The 21,894-nt window shown below is 40.9% G+C and carries 17 protein-coding genes; 10 read left to right on the plus strand and 7 right to left on the minus strand.

Translation table 11 applies throughout. From position 1 onward, the window contains the following. Nucleotides 1–313: 313 nt before the first annotated feature. Nucleotides 314–4,372 carry a hybrid sensor histidine kinase/response regulator transcription factor gene (locus DW036_RS05845; protein WP_118463081.1) on the minus strand — a complete coding sequence of 1,353 codons (4,059 nt, stop codon included), beginning with the start codon at nt 4,370–4,372 and terminating at the stop codon, nt 314–316. A gap of 227 nt (nt 4,373–4,599) precedes the next feature. On the opposite strand from DW036_RS05845, the gene DW036_RS25920 reads away from it, so the two are divergent. The 4 genes from DW036_RS25920 to DW036_RS05865 are packed head-to-tail and all read left to right on the plus strand — an operon-like array spanning nt 4,600 to nt 9,837. Then, nucleotides 4,600–5,058, plus strand: coding sequence for a glycoside hydrolase N-terminal domain-containing protein (locus DW036_RS25920; protein WP_229096650.1), 459 nt, complete (start codon nt 4,600–4,602; stop codon nt 5,056–5,058). A gap of 29 nt (nt 5,059–5,087) precedes the next feature. Further along, nucleotides 5,088–6,521, plus strand: a complete 1,434-nt coding sequence (locus DW036_RS05855) for an alpha-L-fucosidase (RefSeq protein ID WP_118462098.1) — start codon at nt 5,088–5,090, stop codon at nt 6,519–6,521. Between the two features lie 10 nt (nt 6,522–6,531). Then, nucleotides 6,532–7,641, plus strand: a complete 1,110-nt coding sequence (locus DW036_RS05860; protein WP_118463084.1) for a glycoside hydrolase family 105 protein — start codon at nt 6,532–6,534, stop codon at nt 7,639–7,641. 45 nt (nt 7,642–7,686) lie between these two features. Next, nucleotides 7,687–9,837: a polysaccharide lyase 8 family protein gene (locus tag DW036_RS05865; protein ID WP_118462100.1), complete on the plus strand. Its 2,151-nt coding sequence runs from the start codon at nt 7,687–7,689 to the stop codon at nt 9,835–9,837. A gap of 191 nt (nt 9,838–10,028) precedes the next feature. Here the strand turns inward: DW036_RS05865 and DW036_RS05870 are convergent, their stop codons facing one another. Then, nucleotides 10,029–10,535 carry an SPOR domain-containing protein gene (locus DW036_RS05870; RefSeq protein WP_118463087.1) on the minus strand — a complete coding sequence of 169 codons (507 nt, stop codon included), beginning with the start codon at nt 10,533–10,535 and terminating at the stop codon, nt 10,029–10,031. A 49-nt stretch (nt 10,536–10,584) separates the two neighbouring features. Then, complete coding sequence (locus DW036_RS05875) at nt 10,585–10,995, minus strand: lipocalin-like domain-containing protein (RefSeq protein ID WP_118462102.1); 411 nt, start codon at nt 10,993–10,995, stop codon at nt 10,585–10,587. A gap of 349 nt (nt 10,996–11,344) precedes the next feature. Here DW036_RS05875 and DW036_RS05880 point away from each other — a divergent pair, with 349 nt between their 5' ends. Genes DW036_RS05880 through DW036_RS05890 form a run of 3 tightly spaced genes read left to right on the plus strand, consistent with a single transcriptional unit; the run spans nt 11,345 to nt 12,220 of the window. Further along, on the plus strand, nt 11,345–11,554 hold the full coding sequence (locus tag DW036_RS05880) for a YtxH domain-containing protein (RefSeq protein ID WP_022392514.1): 210 nt from the start codon (nt 11,345–11,347) through the stop codon (nt 11,552–11,554). A gap of 32 nt (nt 11,555–11,586) precedes the next feature. Continuing rightward, the gene (locus tag DW036_RS05885) at nt 11,587–11,952 is read left to right on the plus strand and encodes a phage holin family protein (RefSeq protein ID WP_118220601.1); all 366 of its coding nucleotides are present in this window, start codon (nt 11,587–11,589) and stop codon (nt 11,950–11,952) included. Next, nucleotides 11,936–12,220 carry a hypothetical protein gene (locus DW036_RS05890; RefSeq protein WP_233560325.1) on the plus strand — a complete coding sequence of 95 codons (285 nt, stop codon included), beginning with the start codon at nt 11,936–11,938 and terminating at the stop codon, nt 12,218–12,220. The genes DW036_RS05885 and DW036_RS05890 overlap by 17 nt, the downstream gene beginning before the upstream one ends. A gap of 68 nt (nt 12,221–12,288) precedes the next feature. Here the strand turns inward: DW036_RS05890 and DW036_RS05895 are convergent, their stop codons facing one another. Continuing rightward, entirely contained in the window at nt 12,289–13,263 is a 975-nt protein-coding gene (locus DW036_RS05895; protein WP_118462104.1) for a type I phosphomannose isomerase catalytic subunit, read from the minus strand. 199 nt (nt 13,264–13,462) lie between these two features. Between DW036_RS05895 and DW036_RS05900 the strand changes: the two genes are divergently transcribed. Genes DW036_RS05900 through galK form a run of 3 tightly spaced genes read left to right on the plus strand, consistent with a single transcriptional unit; the run spans nt 13,463 to nt 17,158 of the window. Beyond that, on the plus strand, nt 13,463–14,560 hold the full coding sequence (locus DW036_RS05900) for an aldose epimerase family protein (protein ID WP_118463093.1): 1,098 nt from the start codon (nt 13,463–13,465) through the stop codon (nt 14,558–14,560). Nucleotides 14,561–14,605: 45 nt separating this feature from the next. After that, nucleotides 14,606–15,949, plus strand: a complete 1,344-nt coding sequence (locus tag DW036_RS05905; RefSeq protein WP_118462106.1) for an MFS transporter — start codon at nt 14,606–14,608, stop codon at nt 15,947–15,949. A gap of 54 nt (nt 15,950–16,003) precedes the next feature. Next, nucleotides 16,004–17,158: a galactokinase gene (gene galK, locus DW036_RS05910; RefSeq protein WP_118462108.1), complete on the plus strand. Its 1,155-nt coding sequence runs from the start codon at nt 16,004–16,006 to the stop codon at nt 17,156–17,158. A gap of 127 nt (nt 17,159–17,285) precedes the next feature. Here the strand turns inward: galK and DW036_RS05915 are convergent, their stop codons facing one another. The 3 genes from DW036_RS05915 to DW036_RS05925 are packed head-to-tail and all read right to left on the minus strand — an operon-like array spanning nt 17,286 to nt 21,735. Next, nucleotides 17,286–18,266, minus strand: a complete 981-nt coding sequence (locus DW036_RS05915; RefSeq protein ID WP_118463097.1) for a glycoside hydrolase family 43 protein — start codon at nt 18,264–18,266, stop codon at nt 17,286–17,288. 5 nt (nt 18,267–18,271) lie between these two features. After that, nucleotides 18,272–20,254 (minus strand): alpha-L-arabinofuranosidase C-terminal domain-containing protein, encoded by a 1,983-nt coding sequence (locus tag DW036_RS05920; protein ID WP_118462110.1) that lies wholly within the window; start codon nt 20,252–20,254, stop codon nt 18,272–18,274. Nucleotides 20,255–20,280: 26 nt separating this feature from the next. Continuing rightward, the gene (locus DW036_RS05925; RefSeq protein ID WP_369906165.1) at nt 20,281–21,735 is read right to left on the minus strand and encodes an arabinan endo-1,5-alpha-L-arabinosidase; all 1,455 of its coding nucleotides are present in this window, start codon (nt 21,733–21,735) and stop codon (nt 20,281–20,283) included. Nucleotides 21,736–21,894 lie beyond the last annotated feature (159 nt).

Genomic DNA, 21,894 nt, shown 5'->3' on the forward strand with positions numbered 1-21,894 from the left:
TTACATAACATTATTAAATAAGGAATAACCATGGTCAATATTTTAGTATCGCATATACACTTACTAAAACAGTGCAAATGAATGGAATCTACAAGACAAGCACCTGACCATTGAGTCATATAGAGTGGCACAAATTGTTTTGCAGACAAAATGTGCCCCATTTCGGACAGATTTCACCCATAGCAACCTAACCGAGGATTCTTAAAAGACCGGTACGAATTAAAATAGTAGTTTGTACATGATGAATAATTCACCAAAAGACAAGAATGCTCTCAATCGGACAAGACTAACAGCATTCTTTGTCGGAGAAGTTTTATTCCTGAAGATCCTCTTCTGCCTGAGAATCCTCCCGAGGAGAATCTTTTCTATAAGACAAAGGAGCAACTCCATAAAAAGATTTGAAACAGCGGCTGAAATAACGTGGAGAAGTAAAACCCAACCGATACGAGATTTCTGAAATATTATATTGTGGTTCTTCCTGCAGCAACCTTAAAGCTTCTTCCAATTTCAGCTTCATTGTAAACTCATTCGGAGTTAACCCCATAACTTCTTTCAGGCGAAGGAACATTTTGCTCCGCCCCATATTCAATTCGGAAGCCAGCATATTCATATCAAAGTCCGGATTGTCAAAATTACGTTTTATGACTTCTGATGCCGTATCCAGCAGTTTCTGATCTGCAGCCGTAAAGCCACCAGCCTCCTGGGGGATCATAGCTTCTGTCCTACTCAACTTTTTCAGCAACAATCGCCTGTTTCTTAGCAGATTATTGCAACGTGCCAAGAGTAATTTCACATTAAAGGGTTTTGTGATATAATCATCTGCTCCAAACATATATCCTTCTATTGTATAATCTATTGAAGATTGTGCTGTAAGCAATACAACAGGGATATATGCCAATTCCAGAGAATTCTTAATTTTATAGCACATTTCCTTGCCAGACATCACCGGCATCATAACGTCACTCACTACCAGCTCCGGCTGCAACTGTTGAGCCAGTTCAAAACCCATTTGTCCGTTTGACGCTTTATATACAATATAGCTTGATGAAAAAATACCTTCCAACATATCCAATACTCCTTCATCATCTTCTACCAACAATACACGAGGTTTTCCGGATTCTTCTTTCTCCTGCCCTGCATTCATCTCACTCTCTTCAGACTCTTCTTCCGGTAATGGTTCCACCTCATCGTAGACAATAGCTTCCCAATCCAATGCAGGTACCGTTACTTTCTCATGTTCCAACTCTTCCTTAGTAAAATGGTTGTTGCCCAGAAGCAGTTGTATTTTAAAGCTACTTCCTTCTTCCAATACACTTTCTACGGTAATATCACCTCTGTGAGCCTCAATTATTCCTTTAGTAAGAGCCAGCCCGATGCCACTTCCAACAATCCCCCTCTGTTGCTTTTCATTCCCTTGATAAAAACGTTCAAAAATTCTGGATAAATCATCCTGGGGGATTCCACATCCGGTATCTGATACAGTTATTTCCATTATCTGCTGCTGCTTCCTGACTGATACCTTAACACTTTTCCCATCAGATGTATATTTAAAAGCATTCGATAACAGATTAAACACTGCTTTCTGCATCTGCACAGGATCAAACCAGACTTCCATCTTCTCATTGGGATGTTCAAACGTATATACTATATTTCTTTTCCGGGCAAGTTCCCAAAATGAACGGTAAACATCTTCCAGAAATGGCACTATATCAACACACTCTACCTTCAATTTCATGAATCCCTGCTCCTGTTTTCTGAAATCCAATAGTTCTGTAATCAAAAAACGTAGATTCATTGCATTCTTATGAATACTATGTAATCTGCGATAAACAGAAAGTGAAAGCTTTTCTGATTGCAACAACATCTCTATCTGCCCAACGATCAAAGTTAACGGAGTACGGAATTCATGGGATATATTAGTAAAGAAACGAAGTTTCATTTTATTCACTTCTTCTATTCGTTCCTTTTCATCCTTTTCTTTGGCTAATGAAAGAGCCAGTGCCTTACGGGCATTTCGTACCCTCAGGAAAACATATATAATTCCTGCTACTATCAGGAAATATACCAGATAAGCCCAAAAACTACGATACCAGGGATAATGTATCACAATGTTAAGTGCTATTTCCTCTCCCATATCCTCACCCAATCTATTTTTTGCCTCACGTACTTTCAATACGTAATTCCCCGGAGCAAGATTCGTATAAATCAGTCGCAATTGGTTTGTTGATATCCAATCCTTATCAAAACCTTCTAATTTATACTGATACCAGATACTCTTTTCCAATTCGATATAGTTAGAACTGGAAAAGTCCACCATCAGATTATTCTGCCAGGACGACAAATCGATATGCTGTATAAATGGCAATGATTCCTCCAATACATGTTGGGTATCTCCCGGACACACCTTGACATTATTGACAAAAAGACTCACAAAATAAAGTTCAGAAGTGTCACTCTCATCATTCATATATAAATCTTTCTCACGAAACGAGATCACACCATCTACCCCACCGATATAAACCATGTCGTCATCCGCTACACAAATTCCACCTCCATCTGCAACTGCAGAAATCATACCTTTTATAGCCCCTAACTCAACCGAATAAATAGAATGGTTAAAAGGCGAATAAATAGAAATCCCTTTATCATTGGTTATCAGTATATTATTTAGAGGAGATTCGGCCAGATTATAACAAAAATTACTTAGCAAGCTATTTTGTTCAGCTGTGTAATGTTCCCACTTCCCTGTATCATAGTTATATGAAAATACTCCATTGCCTATGGTCGAAACGTAAACAGTTCCATCCGTAGCTTCCATTATCTTAGTAATCCGGACCTTACGATTTTCTAATGTGTCAAAGTGCACAGATTCGATCTTGCCCCAATCATTTAAAGATAATTTATACAGGTCTAAATCGGCAGCCAGCCAAACATATCCCTGGGAATCAATTTCAAATGTCTGAAAAAAATCTTTATTGCTGATTAGTTGGAATTCCCCTTTATCCGGATGCATACGCCAGAAGCCATTCCGGGCTGTCACATACAACCAGCCATCTTTAAATAGTGAATAATAAATAATGTGGTCAGGACCTTGTCCGGTACGTTTATAGTCATCCAAATAATTATGAAAATGATTAGTTGCTCTATCATAAAGGCTAAGTCCTCCCGTATATGTGCCTATATATATTTGGTCACGGCTTTCATCATAAGTAATAGTCTTCACATTATCATGCAAAATTGAATTCTTACCACTCTCAGTAGTATAATAGGTAAAAGTATTCGTTTTCCGGTTGAACCGATTTACACCTCCTCCATCCGTACATATCCAAAGGTCACGCCTCTTATCTTCTATTATTTGCCCTATAATCGGATAATTCAAACAATTATTGTTTGCCTCGGCATAGACATAATACTTAAATAAATCCTTTTTCAGATTGAAATAATTCACACCTCCATAATAAGTGCCAACCCAGATAGTACCTTGCCTGTCCTTATAAAGAGAAAATACAGATTCATGCGATAACGAACCCGGATGAAAGTTCGGACGATATACACAATAAGTATCTGCACTGGGTCTATACATCTGTAATCCATCAAAAGTACCGAACCAGACATTATTTTGGTCATCCTCCACAAAACTACGTATCTGTTCACTTACTACACGATCGGAAGCAGATATTTCTTTTTTAAGAATTCCATCACGCCCTATCTTATATAGCCCTCTCATGCGGGAAGCAATCCACAATTCATTTCTGCTACTTACAAATAATTTAAAAATCTCGATTTCCGGTAACAGGCACTTTACGATTTCTCCTTCCAATACATATAAACCTTTGGCTGTTCCAATCCATATTTTATCCCCACTTTTAGCCATACACCAAATTGTTGGAGTATTTAATTTCTGATAAAAAGACAAGGAGTCAGCCTCAGCATTATATCTAAACAAGGAATCACTGGCAGCACACCAGACCTCATTATCAAAAGCAACAATGGAACTTATGCCTGTAGGATATATTTCTTTAAAACGTTCTTTTCTAATATCATATTTAATTAGCGCTCCATCTGTCTTCAAAAAAACATCACCATAAAAGTCACCTACAATTTGATCGACTACTCCATTAATGAATTTCTTCTTCCGAAGTTGATTATCTATGATTTCATAAGATTTATATGTAGAGAGCCGTTCGCCATCATAGATATTAACCCCCTCATTTGTCCCAAACCACATACGCCCCAACGTATCCTGGTAGATAGCCAGAACTGAAAGATTTGAAAGTCCATCTTTCATATCCAGTTTCTTGAAATACTGTCCATACAAGTTAATGCAAAATAACAATAAGACAGGTGTTACATAGTATTTGGTTCTTTTCATATAAATTATTAATTTCTTAAAAGCAAAACTATAGAAATAATTCAAATAAGGCAAATAAACTATTAAAATTATAGTTTTCTCGGTTTTAATAGTTTCAAGCTATGCCAATAACGTCCATTTTTGTAGCACAAATTGTGTAATCATCTAAAAATGAAATGTATCAAAGAGAGCTACTTTGAAATTTTCTATACCTTTGCACTAATCCTAAAATCAAAATACAGAAAGCCATGAAAGGAATTTTCTTATCAATACTATTGTTTTTATCAACGTTAAGCATACAAGGTGCTGAGTCAAATAAAGAATACACATTATGGTACAATCGCCCAGCATACAACCGTGGGGGAAACTTTAGCCAAATCGCAGCAAGAGGATTTCCTTATGATGAAGATTGGAAGAAATGGTCACTTCCCATTGGAAATGGTGCTATGGGAGTCTGCATCTTCGGACGAACTGATGTAGAGCGTATCCAATTAGCAGAGAAAATGATGGGTAACAAGAGTGCCTATGGTAAGGGAGGATTCAGGATTCTATCTAATAAAGGAGAACTTTGCCGGATAAAATACTGCAAAGCAGCAAGTGCACAAGCGACCGACAAGTATAAAAAAACAATCAAAATCAAACTTTCCGGTAATGATATCTTTGAATTCAATACCCGAAAAGGAGAAATATATGAAATCATTTTCTAACACTTCAATCATTTATCATTAACAGTATTATGAAAAAACTACATTTAATCGCTTTTACTATCCTGTCTCTGTTTTCATTCCCGATGCAGGCACAAAAACTCTTGCCTGCCGAACAGGAGATAGAACTGCAGTACGGTGCAGACCGTTTAGGAAAGCGATATGACACAGCCATGCAAAAGTTCCGTGAAAACCGGCTGGGAGCATTTATTCATTGGGGATTGTACGCCATTCCCGGAGGAGAATGGAACGGTCAGGTATATAACGGGGCTGCCGAATGGCTCAAGTCATGGGCAAAAGTCCCCGCTGAAGAATGGCTACAACTTATGAAACAATGGAATCCACAGAACTTCGATGCAAAGAAGTGGGCTAAAATGGCCAAAGACATGGGAGTGAAATACGTCAAAATTACGACTAAACACCACGAAGGTTTCTGTCTGTGGCCAAGTAAGTTTACAGAATACACCGTGGCTAATACCCCATACAAAAAGGATATTCTGGGAGAATTAGTAAAAGCCTACAACGAAGCGGGTATCGATGTACATTTCTACTTTTCTGTTATGGACTGGAGTCACCCGGACTGGCGCTACAGTATCAAAAACCAAGAAGACGAGATCGCCTTTCAACGCTTTCTGGCATTCACCGACAATCAGCTAAAAGAACTCGCCACCCGCTATCCCACTGTCAAAGATTTCTGGTTCGACGGAACCTGGGATGAAAGTATCAAGAAGAACGGTTGGTGGACCGCACATGCAGAACGTATGTTGAAAGAACTCATTCCTGGCGTTACAGTCAACAGCCGACTACGTGCCGATGATTACGGCAAAAGGCACTTTGACAGCAACGGACATCTTATGGGAGATTACGAATCAGCCTATGAACGTCGCCTCCCCGATCCTGTAAAGGACCTGCAAGTGACCAAATGGGACTGGGAAGCGTGTATGACCCTTCCTGAAAACCAATGGGGTTATCACAAGGACTGGTCTTTGAGCTATGTAAAGAATCCGGTCGAAGTGTTGGAAAGAATCGTCCATGCTGTATCCATGGGTGGAAATATGGTAGTAAATTTCGGTCCACAAGCTGACGGAGATTTTCGTACCGAGGAAAAAGAGATTGCAAAAGCCATAGGCAAATGGATGCAGAAAAATGGGGAATGCATATATGCCTGTGATTATGCAGGTTGGGAAAAACAGGCCTGGGGATATTATACACATAAAAAGAATAGCGTTTATATGATAGTATTCAATCGTCCTTATTCCAAGCAACTTACGGTGAAAGTCCCGAAAGAGACCCAAATTATCAATGCCATATTACTGAACGGAGAAAAAATGAAAGTTACAGAAACTGCCCGCAATGAATATAATGTGAGAGTACCTAAACAGGATTTCCAAGAACCTTTCGTCATAAAACTGGAAATAAAATCCTCTAAAACATCTACTAATAAATACTATGAAGCACTTACTTAAAAAAAGAAATATGAAGCGTTTAATTATTTATTCCATTTTGTCTATAGTAGCGATTTACTCATATGGACAAAACAGTTTCAACAAAACCGATATAAAATCTATCATGAAAAGTGTTGCTGATTGGCAAATAGCCAATCCGGCAAAGGGGAATGAACATGATGATCTGAACTGGACACATGCCGCATTGTACATGGGCATGATAGATTGGGCCGAGTTAACCGAAAAAGAAGACGGAGACAGTTCTTATTATGAATGGTTGATGAAAATAGGCCGCCGTAACGCCTGGCAGGTAGGAAAATACATGTATCATGCAGATCATATAGCTGTGGGACAGGTATTCCTGGACATGTACCAGAAATATCACGACCGGAATATGTGGCTTCCTACACTGGCACGTACAGAATTTGTGATCAATCATCCGTCAGCCAGTACACTGGAACTGGACTACAGGAATATGGCAAGCCTGGAACGTTGGTCATGGTGCGATGCTTTATTCATGGCACCTCCTGTCTATGCTAAAATGTATATGCTGACCGATGATTGGAAGTACATCGAATTCATGAACCGGGAATATAAAGCTACCTACGACTATTTGTTTGATAAAGAAGAAAAATTATTCTACAGAGACCACCGTTATTTCAATCAAAAAGAAGCTAACGGCACAAAAGTATTCTGGGGTCGTGGAAACGGTTGGGTACTGGGAGGGCTTTGCGAAATCTTGCAGACTTTGCCTCGAAATAATATGCACCGCCAGTTCTATCAGGATTTATTCATTACCTTGTCCGACCGTATCATCCAGTTACAAGGAAAAGACGGATATTGGCACGCCAGTTTACTGGACCCGGACTCATATCCTTCACCCGAAACAAGTGCCACCGGCTTCATCGTATATGCCTTAGCTTATGGTGTAAATGAAGGATTATTAGATAAAGCAACCTTTATGCCTGCCATAGAAAAAGGATGGAAAGCCCTGGTAAAAGCTGTAGAAAAGGATGGAAAGCTGGGCTATGTACAGCCCATCGGCGCCGATCCAAAGAAAGTGACCCGCGAAATGACCGAAGTTTATGGTGTAGGCGCATTTCTGTTAGCAGGCAACCAAATCTACAAAATGGCCAAGTAAAATAAAGAATAATCATAACATAAAAATAGTAACTTGAAAAACAATATGAAAAATAAAATCCACCTTATAATTTTGCTTTTTATAAGCAGTATTATATCGGTAAAAGCAAGCGTAGCCACAAATAGCAATCTTCCGGGCAACGAGGATGAATTTGAAGTACTGATGCAGAAAATCAGGCTCGACTTTGCTAAAAATCCCTCTATTGATGAATCCTTAAAGAAATACAACGAAACTGACGGCTCATTCACAGATGTAGATTATGGCAGTATTCAGCGTACAAAGTGGCCTCCTCTGGAACACGTCGACCGCCTGTACGATTTTGCCTTTGCTTATACAAATCCTAAAAATAAATATTACAAGGATGAAAGCCTCTTCACTAAAATAGAGAAAGGCTTGGAATACTGGCATGAACGTAATCCCTGGTGTCATAACTGGTGGTATAACCAAATAGCAGAACCTCAACGTTTGGGAGTATTACTCATACAAATGCGTATAGGTGAAAAACACCTGAATACGGAGTTGGAAAACAAAATATTGGAAAGAATCAAAACTGACGGAGGCGATCCTGCCAAGTGGACTGGCGCCAATCGTACGGACATTGCCTTGCACTGGATATATCGCGCATGTCTTTCCAAAAATGAAACAGACCTGAAAGTGGCACTTGAGAATGTTTACAATCCTATCGTATATACTACAAAAGAAGGATTTCAACACGACAACAGCTATTTTCAACATGGCAGACAACTTTATATTGGCGGATATGGAGATGAAATCCTGAAGGGGGTTACCCAAATAGCGATGTATACCAAAGGTACTCAGTATGCAATTCCTCAAGACAAATTAGCATTGCTCAGCAAATTCATGCGCGAGACCTATTATGCTACTATACGGGGGCAATATATGCTATTCGATGTACTCGGGAGAGGTGTAAGCCGTCCCGGCGTCACAAAGAAGATACATACAGCTTTATTCGCCAAACGTATGATTGAATTAGATCCGGATCATGCCAATGAATTTAAGGATATTATCGCCCGTCTGGATGGCAAGCAACCAGCCCACTATGCACTCACGTCTAAGCATACTCACTACTTCAGGGGAGATTATACTCTCCATATACGTCCCACATACGCTTTCGATGTTCGCATGGCATCTACCCGCACTGCACGTTGCGAATATGGAAATGGAGAAAACCTGAAGACTTACTTTATGTCCGACGGATGTACCAACATTGTAGTCGACGGAGATGAATATGCCGAAATCTTTCCTGTCTGGAACTGGACACGTATTCCCGGTACAACGGCTCCGCAACTTGATGAAATTCCCATGGCAGCCAGTGACTGGCAAACTCCGGGAACTTCGACTTTTGCCGGAGGTGTATCCGACAGTTTATACGGAGCATCTGTTTATTCATACACAGATTCCTATGCTGAAATCAATACAAGCGCACACAAAGCATGGTTCTTTTTCGACAATGAAATCGTATGCCTGGGTGCGGGGATACATTCCACATCACCACATCCCGTATTTACAACTATCAATCAATGCCTGTCTTCTACAGAGAATCCTATAATCTGTCAGAAAGGAAAACTCTCTGATATCCAAGAAGGTACTTCCGACTACACCTCCCCCGAATGGATTCTACACAACAAGATAGGATACATATTGCCAAAAGGACAACAAGTCTTTGTATCCAATCAACAACAAGAAGGGAACTGGTACAATATCAACCATACCACTTCCAAAGATATCGTCCGAAAAAAAGTATTCACACTTGGAGTTAATCATGGTATTACACCAGAACAGGCCACTTATGCTTATATCGTTGTACCTGGTATCCAGACTGCTGAAAACATGAGGGGGTACCTGCAAAAAAATAATATTGAAATTCTGGCTAATACAGAAAATGTGCAGGCAGTCAGAAATAAAAAAACAGACATCTGGCAGATGATTTTTTATAATGCAGGAGAGTTTACCCACAAAGACATGACAGTAAAGGTAGACAAAGGCTGTGCTCTAATCATCAAAAAGATTGATAAAGATAAAATAAAACTTCATATTGCTGATCCTGCGCAGACACAGACCGACATAACCGTAAAAATAGATACTCCCAAACGATCAGGAACTATCAATTGCGACTTCAGTAATAGCGATATATATGCCGGAAGAACCCAGGCTTTCTACATCCGGCTTAAATAATCAGACCTTATAAAAGTTAACTGACACAATCCCTCAAAAAGAAGTCTCGACCCTGATTGAATCTTTCATCAGGTCGAGACTTCTCTATTTTACTTCATAAACCGGATACAAAAAGGCAGTAACTTCACAGCTACTGCCCTATTTTTGAAAGAGGAGTTTCCCTTTCTATTAATTACCAAAAAGAATTCAAATTATTTAAGGCGATACAATAACCAAGAACTTTGGAAATCCTTACGATTTGAGTATTTAGCCTTGAAAGCATCACGTGCATCGGCAGCAGAAGCTCTATCATTAAAAGTACTAACAATTACACGGTACATAGCTGCATCTGAATTAAAAGCAACAACAGCATTGTAACCTTCCTTATCCAAGAAGTTTTTCAGGTTTTCAGCATTAGCTTTCACACCAAAACTACCACAAACCACACTGTAATCTTTCAAACCACCTACGCCGGATACTACTTCTACTTTTTCCTGACGTACACCTGCAGTTGCAACCGGAGTGCTTTCCACCACTCTTGCTTCTACCGGAGCAGTAACTGTCGGAGCTACTTCTACTGGTGCAGTAGTCTGGGGTTCTGCCAGTTCCTGTTGCTTTGCCTTTTCATATGCTTTTTTATAAGCGCTTTCACTTGATTTACAAGAAGAGAATGCCAATACAATACACAATCCCATTCCTAAAATGGCTAATTTTTTCATAATCATATCATTTTTGTTAATAAATTCTATATCAATATCCTAACTATACTCAATATTTACGGAATATAGATCGTACTCCTTCATACTCCAAACGGAGGGATGAGGAATTGAGTTCCTCTATTGTGAAGGTTCGTTTTCCATTTTCCCATCCCATATAGAGTGCATAATTTTCGTACTCTACACTTTCAGGCAGCAAAATAATAGAAATTTTATCTCCTTTCAAAGAATAATTCCCAAAAAACGTTTGATACCTGCCATTTTTCAATAAACAAATGGCAGAAAAACTGCCTTTCTGAAAATTATAGAAGATGCTATCTTGCCGTTCTATGGAGCCATCGGCATATTGATACTGCCTTAACTGCCACTTATTATCTAAATCGCCGTCAACATTACTACAAGCTGCCAGTACAAGCATTACCAACCCGATAATCAGAAATATCTTTCTCTTTCGTATCTTCATGTAGCCAATATTCCGAATAATAGGACAAATGTACGCGGAACAATCAATCCGAACGTTACTCTTATAGTTAAATTAAGCTAATCATATTTTTTTCCCTGCGACAGAAGCCGGTCCGAACCGTATCAGACCCGCACCAAGTACATACCAAGTCCGTACCATCTCCGTGTCTATAGAACCGAATTTGCTATGGAGTTGGTACGGACTTGATACGGAGTTGGTCCCTTTCGAAACCGGATAAGAAAAATAAATGAAAAAATATATTCAAAAAAAAGAAGTTACGTGAACAACTATTCAAAGAAAAATGTTAGTTTTGTAGTATTAACCTCTTTAAAATAGAAAGGAGAACATTATGAAAGGATTAAATGTACTTGTAGCTTTTCTGGGCGGTGCAGCAGTAGGCGCAGCCGTCGGTATTTTATTTGCTCCCGAAAAAGGAGAAGACACTCGTCACAAAATTGCAGAAATCCTCCGTAAAAAGGGAATTCGCCTGAACCGTAGCGAAATGGAAAATCTGGTAGACGAGATTGCAGCAGAAATTAAAGGCGAAGCAGCCGAATAAAACAAAATCTACAAAAAAACAGAGCCACTATGATGTTTGCAGACGATAGAAGTATTGACAACCTCCAGCAGCTATTCATTGAGTTTAAGAAATATCTGAACCTACAAAAAGAATATACTAAACTGGAAATAACTGAGAAACTCTCAATCCTGCTTTCTGCCCTGATATTATTATCAGTGGTTATTATTTTAGGCATGGTGGCACTGTTTTATTTGTCGTTTGCGCTGGCTTATATTTTAGATCCGCTCGTAGGTGGACTCATGGTAAGTTTCAGCATCATCGCATGCTTCCATCTTCTGCTGGTTTTATTAGTAATTACTTTCCGCAAAAAACTCATCGTCAACCCGATGGTGAATTTTATTGCGGGATTGTTTTTTGATAATGATAATGAAAAATGATACCATCATGAATAATATGCCTGATACTTCTTCCATGACTCTGGAAAGTATTGCACTACGGAAAAAAGAATTACGGAAGAAATTACATGCACAGAAAGAAATCATGACGGATACGGCAAGAGAATTATTTGCTCCGCTTGCACCCGCTGCCGACAAAGGTAATGCTATCATGCGTGCCTTTAATACAGGCATGGCTGTTTTCGACGGATTGATGTTAGGAGTAAAACTAATGAGAAAAGTCAGGAGGATGTTTTCTGCCAAAAGATAAACAGATATTAAAACAAAAGAACTGCACTTTATAAAGTGCAGTTCTTTTGTTTTAATTCAATTCTAAGATTACAGATACGTTTCAAGCAACTTCACGCCACCTTCTTCCGGAACAATTGTCACTTCTTGTACAACTGCAGGCAGCAACACAGTTTCACCTGCACGGACAGCAATTTCATTCTGGCTGTCGTCTGTGATGCGGCATGCACCTTCTACACAAATGAAAATCACAAATGAATCCAATTCAGAATAGTCACACGTAATTTCCTCCGTCATATCATAGATGGAAGTAGTGAAGTAAGGACTGGCAACCAATTCTACCGGTTCGTTCTTCAAGTGATCGTATTCAGTACGGAAATCATCCTGCACATCGGCAAAATTAATGGCTTCGATAGCCTGAGTAGTATGCAACTCACGAGATTTACCTTCTGCGTCTTTCCGGTTGTAATCGAAAATACGATAAGTGATATCCGAAGTCTGCTGGATTTCAGCCACAAAAGCACCGGCGCCAATACCATGCACACGACCGGCAGGCACATAGAACACATCCCCTGGTTTCACATCACACGTTTGCAGCACTTCAGCAAAAGTTCCGTTATAAACTCTTTCCTTGTATTCTTTCGCAGTAATCTGCTCGGAGAAACCGGAAATCAACTTTGCCCCCTTATCCGCAGATACCACATACCACATTTCATTTTTACCAAAAGAATTATGGCGTTTTCTAGCCAGTTCATCACCCGGATGTACCTGAATAGACAAATCCAATCTGGCATCTATGAACTTTATTAACAAGGGGAACTTTGTGCCAAAACGAGAGTAATTTACTTCACCGACAAGTTCATGACGGTATTTCCCTACCATCTCAGGGAGCGTAAGGCCTTTGTCAGGGCCATTGGCAACAACAGACTCATTGTCTTCTACAGCCGAGATTTCCCAGCTTTCGCCTACTCCGGATAGCGTTTCATTCAATTGCTTAAAAGCAATAATCTTGTCGCCTCCCCAAAGCGTTTGCTTCAGAATAGGCTCAAATTTCAAAGGATACATTCGTAGTTTTTGTTAGAGCTTTAAATAAAAATGTTACATTTTTTTAGATTAACGCGACAAACTTACAAAAAATATCAATTCGCCTCGTAAATGTTAAACGCTAAACTTTCCTAAAATGTTCTTCACATTTCAAGATAAACCCTTGGGAGTACGGAAGAATTTCTTTTTATTTGCAAGAAATTTAAATTATACCATGGATATGATAAACACCGTGTCAACAGGAAGTAACTTGTCTGGTTTAAACAAGGAAGACTTTCAAAAAGATATAAATAACAAAAAGACTGATTTATTTATTCTTAAAAATGCTCAGGGAATGGAAGTTGCAGTAACTAACTACGGATGCGCTATCCTTTCCATTATGGTCCCCGACAAGAACGGGAAGTATGCTAATGTAGTTCTGGGACATGACAGTATAGATCATGTAATCAATAGTCCCGAACCTTTCCTCAACACTACCATCGGACGCTACGGTAACCGTATAGCCAAAGGAAAGTTCACTCTGTATGGCGAAGAGCACAATCTGACGATCAATAACGGACCTAATTCTCTGCACGGCGGACCCACAGGTTTCCACGCCAGAGTATGGGATGCAGTCCAACCGGATCCGACAACTGTTGTATTCAACTATACATCTGCAGATGGTGAAGAGGGCTTCCCTGGCAATCTGGAAATAGAAATGACCTACCGCCTGGAAGATGAAACCAATGCACTGGTTATCGAATACCGGGCCACTACCGACAAAGCAACAGTTGTCAATCTCACCAATCACGGCTTCTTTAATCTGGCAGGAATTGCCAATCCCACCCCTACGGTTCTAGACCACACGATTACTATCAACGCTGATTTTTACACTCCCATTGATGAAGTATCTATTCCTACAGGAGAAGTCCTGAAAGTGGAAGGTACTCCTATGGATTTCCGTACACCGCACACTATCGGTGAACGCATTGATGATAAATTCCAGCAGTTGATAAATGGTGCAGGCTATGATCATTGTTATGTACTGAATAAAACCGAGAGTGGCGAATTAAGTCTTGCCGCTACTTATACGGAACCGGAAAGCGGACGTACAATGGAAGTATATACCACAGAGAACGGAGTACAACTTTATACAGGAAACTGGTTGGGTGGCTTTGCCGGTGCTCACGGAGCTACTTTCCCGGCACGCAGTGCAGTTTGTTTTGAAGCCCAATGTTTCCCCGACACACCCAACAAACCACATTTCCCATCGGCCGTATTGCTCCCGGGCGATGAATACCAACAAGTAACTATTTACAAGTTCAGTGTACAAGAATGAATATAACTAACCTAATTTTATAACTAATTTAATTAATTAAAAACCATGACACAACAAAAACAGAACGGTAATCTTGTCGCTATCATTACCATGTTCTTTATTTTTGCGATGATTTCCTTCGTTACAAATCTTGCCGCACCGTTCGGTACGATTTGGAGGAACGAATATGCGGGTTCGAATACTTTAGGTATGATGGGAAATATGATGAACTTCCTGGCATATCTGTTTATGGGAATTCCTGCCGGTAACATGCTTGTTAAGATCGGTTACAAGAAGACAGCATTGATTGCAATGGCAGTAGGTTTCCTCGGTCTGTTCACGCAATACCTTTCCAGCTTATTCGGAGCAAATGCCGAAGTTTTCGCATTCGGTGAATATGTAATCAAATTAAATTTCGTTATCTATCTGCTTGGTGCATTTATCTGCGGTTTCTGTGTTTGTATGCTTAACACAGTGGTGAACCCGATGTTGAACCTTCTCGGTGGTGGTGGCAACAAAGGTAACCAATTGATTCAAACAGGTGGAGCCCTTAATTCTTTATCCGGTACATTGACTCCGCTTTTTGTAGGTGCTTTGATCGGTACGGTAACTTCCAAGACAGCCATGTCTGATGTTGCTCCTCTCCTCTTCGTTGCTATGGGTGTATTCGTAGCTGCATTTATTATCATTTCATTTGTAGCTATCCCTGAACCACACCTTCAGAAAAGTGGAGCAAAGAAAGAAAAATTCTCTCACAGTCCATGGAGCTTCCGCCACACTGTACTGGGTGTAATTGGTATTTTCATTTATGTAGGTATCGAAATCGGTATTCCGGGTACATTAAACTTCTATCTTGCCGACGCAAGCGATAAGGGTGCCGGAATCATGATGAACGGTGCTGCCATCGGTGGTGCTATTGCTGCTATCTACTGGTTGTTAATGCTTGTAGGACGTACTGCAAGTAGTGCTATCAGTGGTAAAGTTTCCAGCCGTACACAGTTAATCGTTGTATCTGCCACTGCTATTGTTTTTGTATTGATCGCTATCTTCACTCCGAAAGATGTAACAGTTTCAATGCCCGGTTATACTGTAGGTGAAGGCTTTATGATGGCACAAGTACCCGTCAGCGCATTGTTCCTCGTACTCTGCGGTCTTTGTACTTCTGTAATGTGGGGTGGTATTTTCAACCTTGCAGTAGAAGGATTAGGAAAATATACAGCACAAGCATCCGGTATCTTCATGATGATGGTTGTTGGTGGTGGTGTATTACCTTTGATCCAACAAAGCATTTCTGACTCTGTAGGTTATATGGCTAGCTACTGGTTAATTATCGCAGCTCTTGCTTATCTGCTGTTCTATGGTCTGGTAGGTTGCAAAAATGTTAATAAAGATATCCCAGTAGAGGATTAACGCAATAAAAAGGTATAGGTAATTAATTTATTCACTTATAAATTTAAAAAGATTATGGATATAGAACACGTAAGAAGCCGTTTCATCAAGCATTTTGACGGAACAACAGGAGCAGTTTACGCTTCTCCGGGACGCATCAACCTCATTGGTGAGCATACAGACTATAACGGTGGTTTTGTATTCCCCGGAGCAATCGATAAAGGCATGATTGCTGAAATTAAACCGAATGGCACTGACATAGTGAAGGCTTATTCCATCGATTTGAAGGATTATGTAGAGTTCGGTTTGAAAGAAGAAGATGCTCCTCGTGCAAGCTGGGCAAGATATATCTTCGGTGTATGCCGTGAGATGATTAAGCGTGGCGTTGATGTAAAGGGCTTCGATACAGCTTTCTCTGGTGATGTGCCTTTGGGTGCAGGTATGTCTTCATCTGCCGCTTTGGAAAGTACATATGCGTATGCATTAAACGATCTGTTCGGTGACAACAAGATAGACAAGTTTGAACTGGCTAAAGTAGGTCAGGCAACAGAACATAACTATTGCGGCGTAAACTGCGGTATTATGGACCAGTTTGCTTCTGTATTTGGCAAGCAAGGCAGCCTTATCCGTCTGGACTGCCGTTCACTGGAGTATCAATACTTCCCGTTCGATCCGAAAGGCTATCGTTTGGTATTGGTAGACTCTGTAGTTAAGCATGAATTGGCTTCTTCAGCATACAATAAGCGTCGTCAAAGTTGCGAAGCTGCTGTTGCTGCTATTCAGAAGAAACATCCGCATGTAGAGTTCCTGCGCGATTGTAGCATGGACATGCTGCAAGAGTCAAAAGCTGAAATTAGCGAAGAAGACTTCATGCGTGCAGAATATGTCATTGAAGAAATTCAACGCGTGCTCGACGTTTGCGATGCTTTGGAAAGAGGTGATTACGAAACGGTAGGTCAGAAGATGTACGAGACACATCATGGTATGAGCAAACTTTACGAAGTAAGCTGTGAAGAACTCGACTTCCTAAACGACCTTGCATTCGACTGCGGTGTGACAGGTTCACGCGTTATGGGCGGTGGATTCGGTGGTTGTACTATCAACTTGGTGAAAGATGAGTTGTACGATACATTCATCCAGAATGCAAAGGATAAGTTCAAAGAGAAATTCGGCAGAAGCCCTAAAGTTTATGATGTAGTCATCAGTGACGGTGCTCGCAGATTAGTTTAAAATAAAAACAACCCAATCTTAAAAGGGCGTCTTCCCATTACGGGGAGACGCCCTTATCTTTTTAGCCTTTTTCAAATAAACTAATTAACTAACCTAATCTAACCTTCAATATATTCTATATCTAAACCTATTGCATTCCTTCTGTTGTCATCTGAATACGCTTCATGGTTCCATCTTCATTATAGTACAGGCGATCAATACACACAGAGCGCCTATAGCTTCCCCCTGTGGGATTAATTCCGCCATTGTGATAGACAAAGTACCAGTCGCCTTTAAATTCGATGATGGCCTGATGATTGGTGTTGGAGTTACCAGCTATTTCATTCAGTATTCCTTTATATTCCCAAGGTCCGGTAATACTCCGGCTCATTGCATAGCAAATCTTCTCGGGAAACTCAGAAGCGTAAGAAAGATAATACCAGTCTCCGCGCTTATGTATCCAGGGAGCTTCCGTAAAACGAGGCAAATCTACGTAAACAATCGGGCCATCCAGTTCAATCATATTCTTCTTCAATCTGGCATAATAGCACTGGGTATTGCCCCAATACAGATAAGCTTGTCCGTCATCGTCTATAAAGACTGTCGGATCAATGTCATCCCAGTAGATTTTAGTGCGTTCTACCGTCATATCATTGGTAATCAGAGCAGAGCCACGTGCATCAACAAAAGGGCCTAACGGAGAGTCGGAAACAGCCACACCGATAGACTTTCCGGGAATGGCATTATGCTCCACTGTAACGTACCAATAGAATTTACCATCACGTTCGATAACCTGACTTGCCCATGCTTCGCCCTTTGCCCAAGAGAAATCTTTGGCTTTCAAAGGTACAGAATGTTCAGTCCATGTCCTCATATCAGTTGAAGAAAAAACACACCACTCATTCAGAAGATAATGTTCAGCTGGTGGAGGACATTCATCGTGTCCGGCATAGATATACACTCTGTCGTCATATACCATCGCACCCGGATCAGCCGTATATTTATACTTTATAATCGGATTTCCTTTCGCTACAAAAGTAGTATCTTTTTGTGCTGATAGCCCTTGTGAGGCTACCAGTACAAAAGAAACAACCAAAAATCTAACCTTATCTAACCTAACTTTATTCATCAATTTCATCCTTTCTTAAAAATGTAGATAGCAAATGTATTGGGTTCGAGCTCTACATTCAGCACCTGTCCGTCGATAGAAACCGGAGTTTCCTGGGGCTGGATAGCAGATGGCTGTTCAATCGTATTATCTTTATTAGGATCAGTTGAACGAAGCTTTATACAACGACCGTCAGACAATACATCTTGCTTCTTCAATCCTTCAAACTTCAATGATAAGGGCTGAGCTTTATCGGAAGTATTGGCTACTTTCACTATAATCTCTTTTTTATTTTTATCATAAACAGCACTTGCAAACAAGCCATTCTGTCCCTCAGTACCAGTTACAGGCTTTTTATCCATAGTAAGGGAAAGTACGTTGGTACCTTTATGGTGTCCGTAGAGTTGCTGAACATAGTAGCTTACAGTACGTACCAAGTTCAGATTATCAAACCAGATCATATCCGGACGCCATTGCCATCCTTCCACATGAGCAAACAGAGGAGCATAAGTAGCCATGTATACAATATCGGCATTACGTTCCAATCCTGTCATAAAAGCAGCTTCAAGCAAGGCAGCATTGAAATGGTTCCACTTCTTACCTTTACCATGACAAGCATATTCACCGGCAAATACTTTCGGACCTTTACGGTCATAGTTATCATAACGTGTTCCCTGATTCAGGAACCAGTTCTCAGGACGATAGAAATGTTCATCCACCAGATCCACTTTCAGACGCTTCATTTCCGGCCACAAATATTCAAACTGCTTTCCTTCAGAATCAGGTCCCGAACTTCCGATAATCTTGATATCGGGATAAACTTTACGGATAGCTTTAATAAATGGTTCGAGATGTTCCGGATATTCCGGTCCCCACTGCTCGTTACCTATACCAATGAATTTCAGGTTGAACGATGTAGGGTGTCCCATATCGGCACGCAATTTTCCCCATTTCGTGGTTACATCCCCATTGGCAAATTCTATCAGATCAAGAGCATCCTGCACATAGCTATCCAAATCGCAAACGGCCACATGTGCCTCTGCATCCGAATTCTGGAACTGACAAGCCAGACCGCAACTTAATACCGGCAACGGCTCTGCTCCTATTTCTTCCGAAAGTTGGAAAAATTCAAAGAATCCCAATCCGTAGCTTTGGAAATAATCGGGATAGAAACGATGTGGAAAAGTATATTCCCAACGGTTTTCATTCAAAGGACGGTTCTCTACCGGACCTACTGATTTCTTCCAATCATAACGCGTAGCCAAATCCGTTCCTTCAACGATACATCCACCGGGGAAACGGAACACACCCGGCTTAATATCTGCTAAAGCTTGCGCAAGGTCTTTACGCAAACCATTCTCATGCCCTTTCCATGTATCGACCGGAAAAAGAGAAACGTGTTCCAAATCGACTGTTCCCCCTGAAGCAAGGAAGATACGTAATGTTGACTTTGGATCTGTTATGCCGGGCTTTAGGATAACCTGATATTTTTTCCATTCTTTGGAATCAATAGTCAATGTTGCTGTAGCGAAGGCATGATGTTCGCCCATTGATTTGGTATCTACCAACTCTACACGAATCTTTTCGGCTGTTCCTCCTTGTGGCAAACGTGCCCACACGGAAAAGCGATACTCTTCTCCGGCTTTTACACCGATGCCAAAGAATCCTTCATTGTCGAGCCCGGTGTGCTTATGCGGATGCCCGGGATTGGACAAGCGAACATAATGAGGATTCTTCTCAAAAGGTCCGTCATCCTGCAAAGTCACATTGCCAAAAGTTTTCCATCCCATCAGATGTTGAGGGAATTCAAACGAACGGTTCTTCACCAATTCGGCGTACAATCCGCCATCAGCGGCATAGTTAATGTCCTCAAAGAACAACCCATACATAGTAGGCTGAATCTCTGCGCCTAATTTCTTGGTCTGTATCACAAACTCATTGGTTTGTGCCTGAAGCACCATACCCGCAGTAAGGGTCAGCGCTGCTAATAATCCAGTGTATCTTTTCATGGTTTCAAAATAAAAATTATAATTGATTATTTAGTTCTTTTTCCCCATACGGATCGCCCACGACTATCCAGACCAGTAAAGAGAACTGTTTCTGTTTCGTTCTCCCAGTCGTGCCCGGCAAACACAATCAGATTCTTCACCACTTCTCCGTCCAATGCCAGTTGTAAGGATTGGTCTTCTTTGGCAAAATCCCAGGTTCCTTTATTCTCTCCTAACTGTCCATCTTTCTCCAGATATAAGAAGTGGGACATATTCCATTCTTCATCTTGCAGTTCACCCTCGCCCCACAATATCTGTCCGGCTTCCAGTTGGCGTTCATACAGGGGTTCCTGTACACGGATAATTTCCCACTCGCCCACTAAATCCGCCGCAGAGAACTTCTGGGGATTACTACCTGCGTAGCGTTCAGGCGATACAACAGGCCAGCCATCTTTAGTGAAGAATACTTGTCGCACATGGAGGTCCATCATCTGGTTTTGTGGTGACAAGCGCCCCTGATGAGCCATAAAATACTGTCCGTCATCTGAAGTGAACACCGCACAATGCGCAGTTCCCGCCCATCCCGGATGGTTCTTGAAACGGTAAGGAGCTGTTAATATAGGAAAGTTATTCGTCGTATCTTTCAACTCTTTGCCAAAGTAATCTATGAACGGACCTTCCGCTTTGTCTGAACGTCCCACGCGCACATTGTAGGTGGTCATCAACGGATCGTAGGAAACAAACAGGAAATATTCTTTTAACTCAGGATTATAAATAATCTCAGGCGCTTCCAGGTTATCCTTCGTATAGTTGGCACGACGGGCTGTCAAGTGCCCTCTATCTCCCTCTGTAAAAGGAAGTCCGGTTGCGGGATTCAACTCCACGCAATACAAGCCGCCAAAAAATGAACCATAGTGCATCCACCACTTCCCGTTCGAAGGATCTACAGTGATACTGGGATCAATGGCGTTCATGGCCGTCGTATCATCCGTCTTGACAACGCAGCCCGCCAACGTCCAGGGACCTTCAGGAGAATCAGATTCAGCCAATCCGATATAGGATGTCTTCCGCCCGAAAGCTGATACGCAATAATACAATCTATACTTATTATTATAAGGGATAATATACGGAGCCCATATATTCGTCGCCCCATGTCCATCGGCATGCGTACGCACCCACTCTACCGCTTCCTGCGGAATTTCAGGAAATGCCCATCCCATAAACTCCCAGTTCACCAGATCCTTGGAGCGCCTCATCTGAATAAATCCCAAAGGAACTCCCTTTTCTTTTGCTTCCTTACGGTTCTCCCGGAAAATGGCATCTGTAGAATATATATAATAATACTCACCTATCTTCCGGCACGACGGATCATGCACATTGTAAGTTCCCCACGATTGATAATTCTCCATAGAAGACAAGGCGGAATAATCATCCGTCCACGGATTTGGTGAGGCGGCAGGCGCAAATACAGAGGAGGTGCAGCCTGCAAACAAGCTGCTCATCAGCACAACAGCTATAGATAACAAGTTTTTCATACTATCAGTAGATTATAAATTCTGAATGCAAAAATACGCCCGGACGGGCACGGGAAGGTGGACAAATGAATATTTGAGGTGGACAATCAAGCAATTTATATCAAAAACAAGCGGTCGGATTTTAAA

The organism is Bacteroides sp. AF39-11AC, assembly GCF_003474285.1.
Classification (GTDB): domain Bacteria; phylum Bacteroidota; class Bacteroidia; order Bacteroidales; family Bacteroidaceae; genus Bacteroides.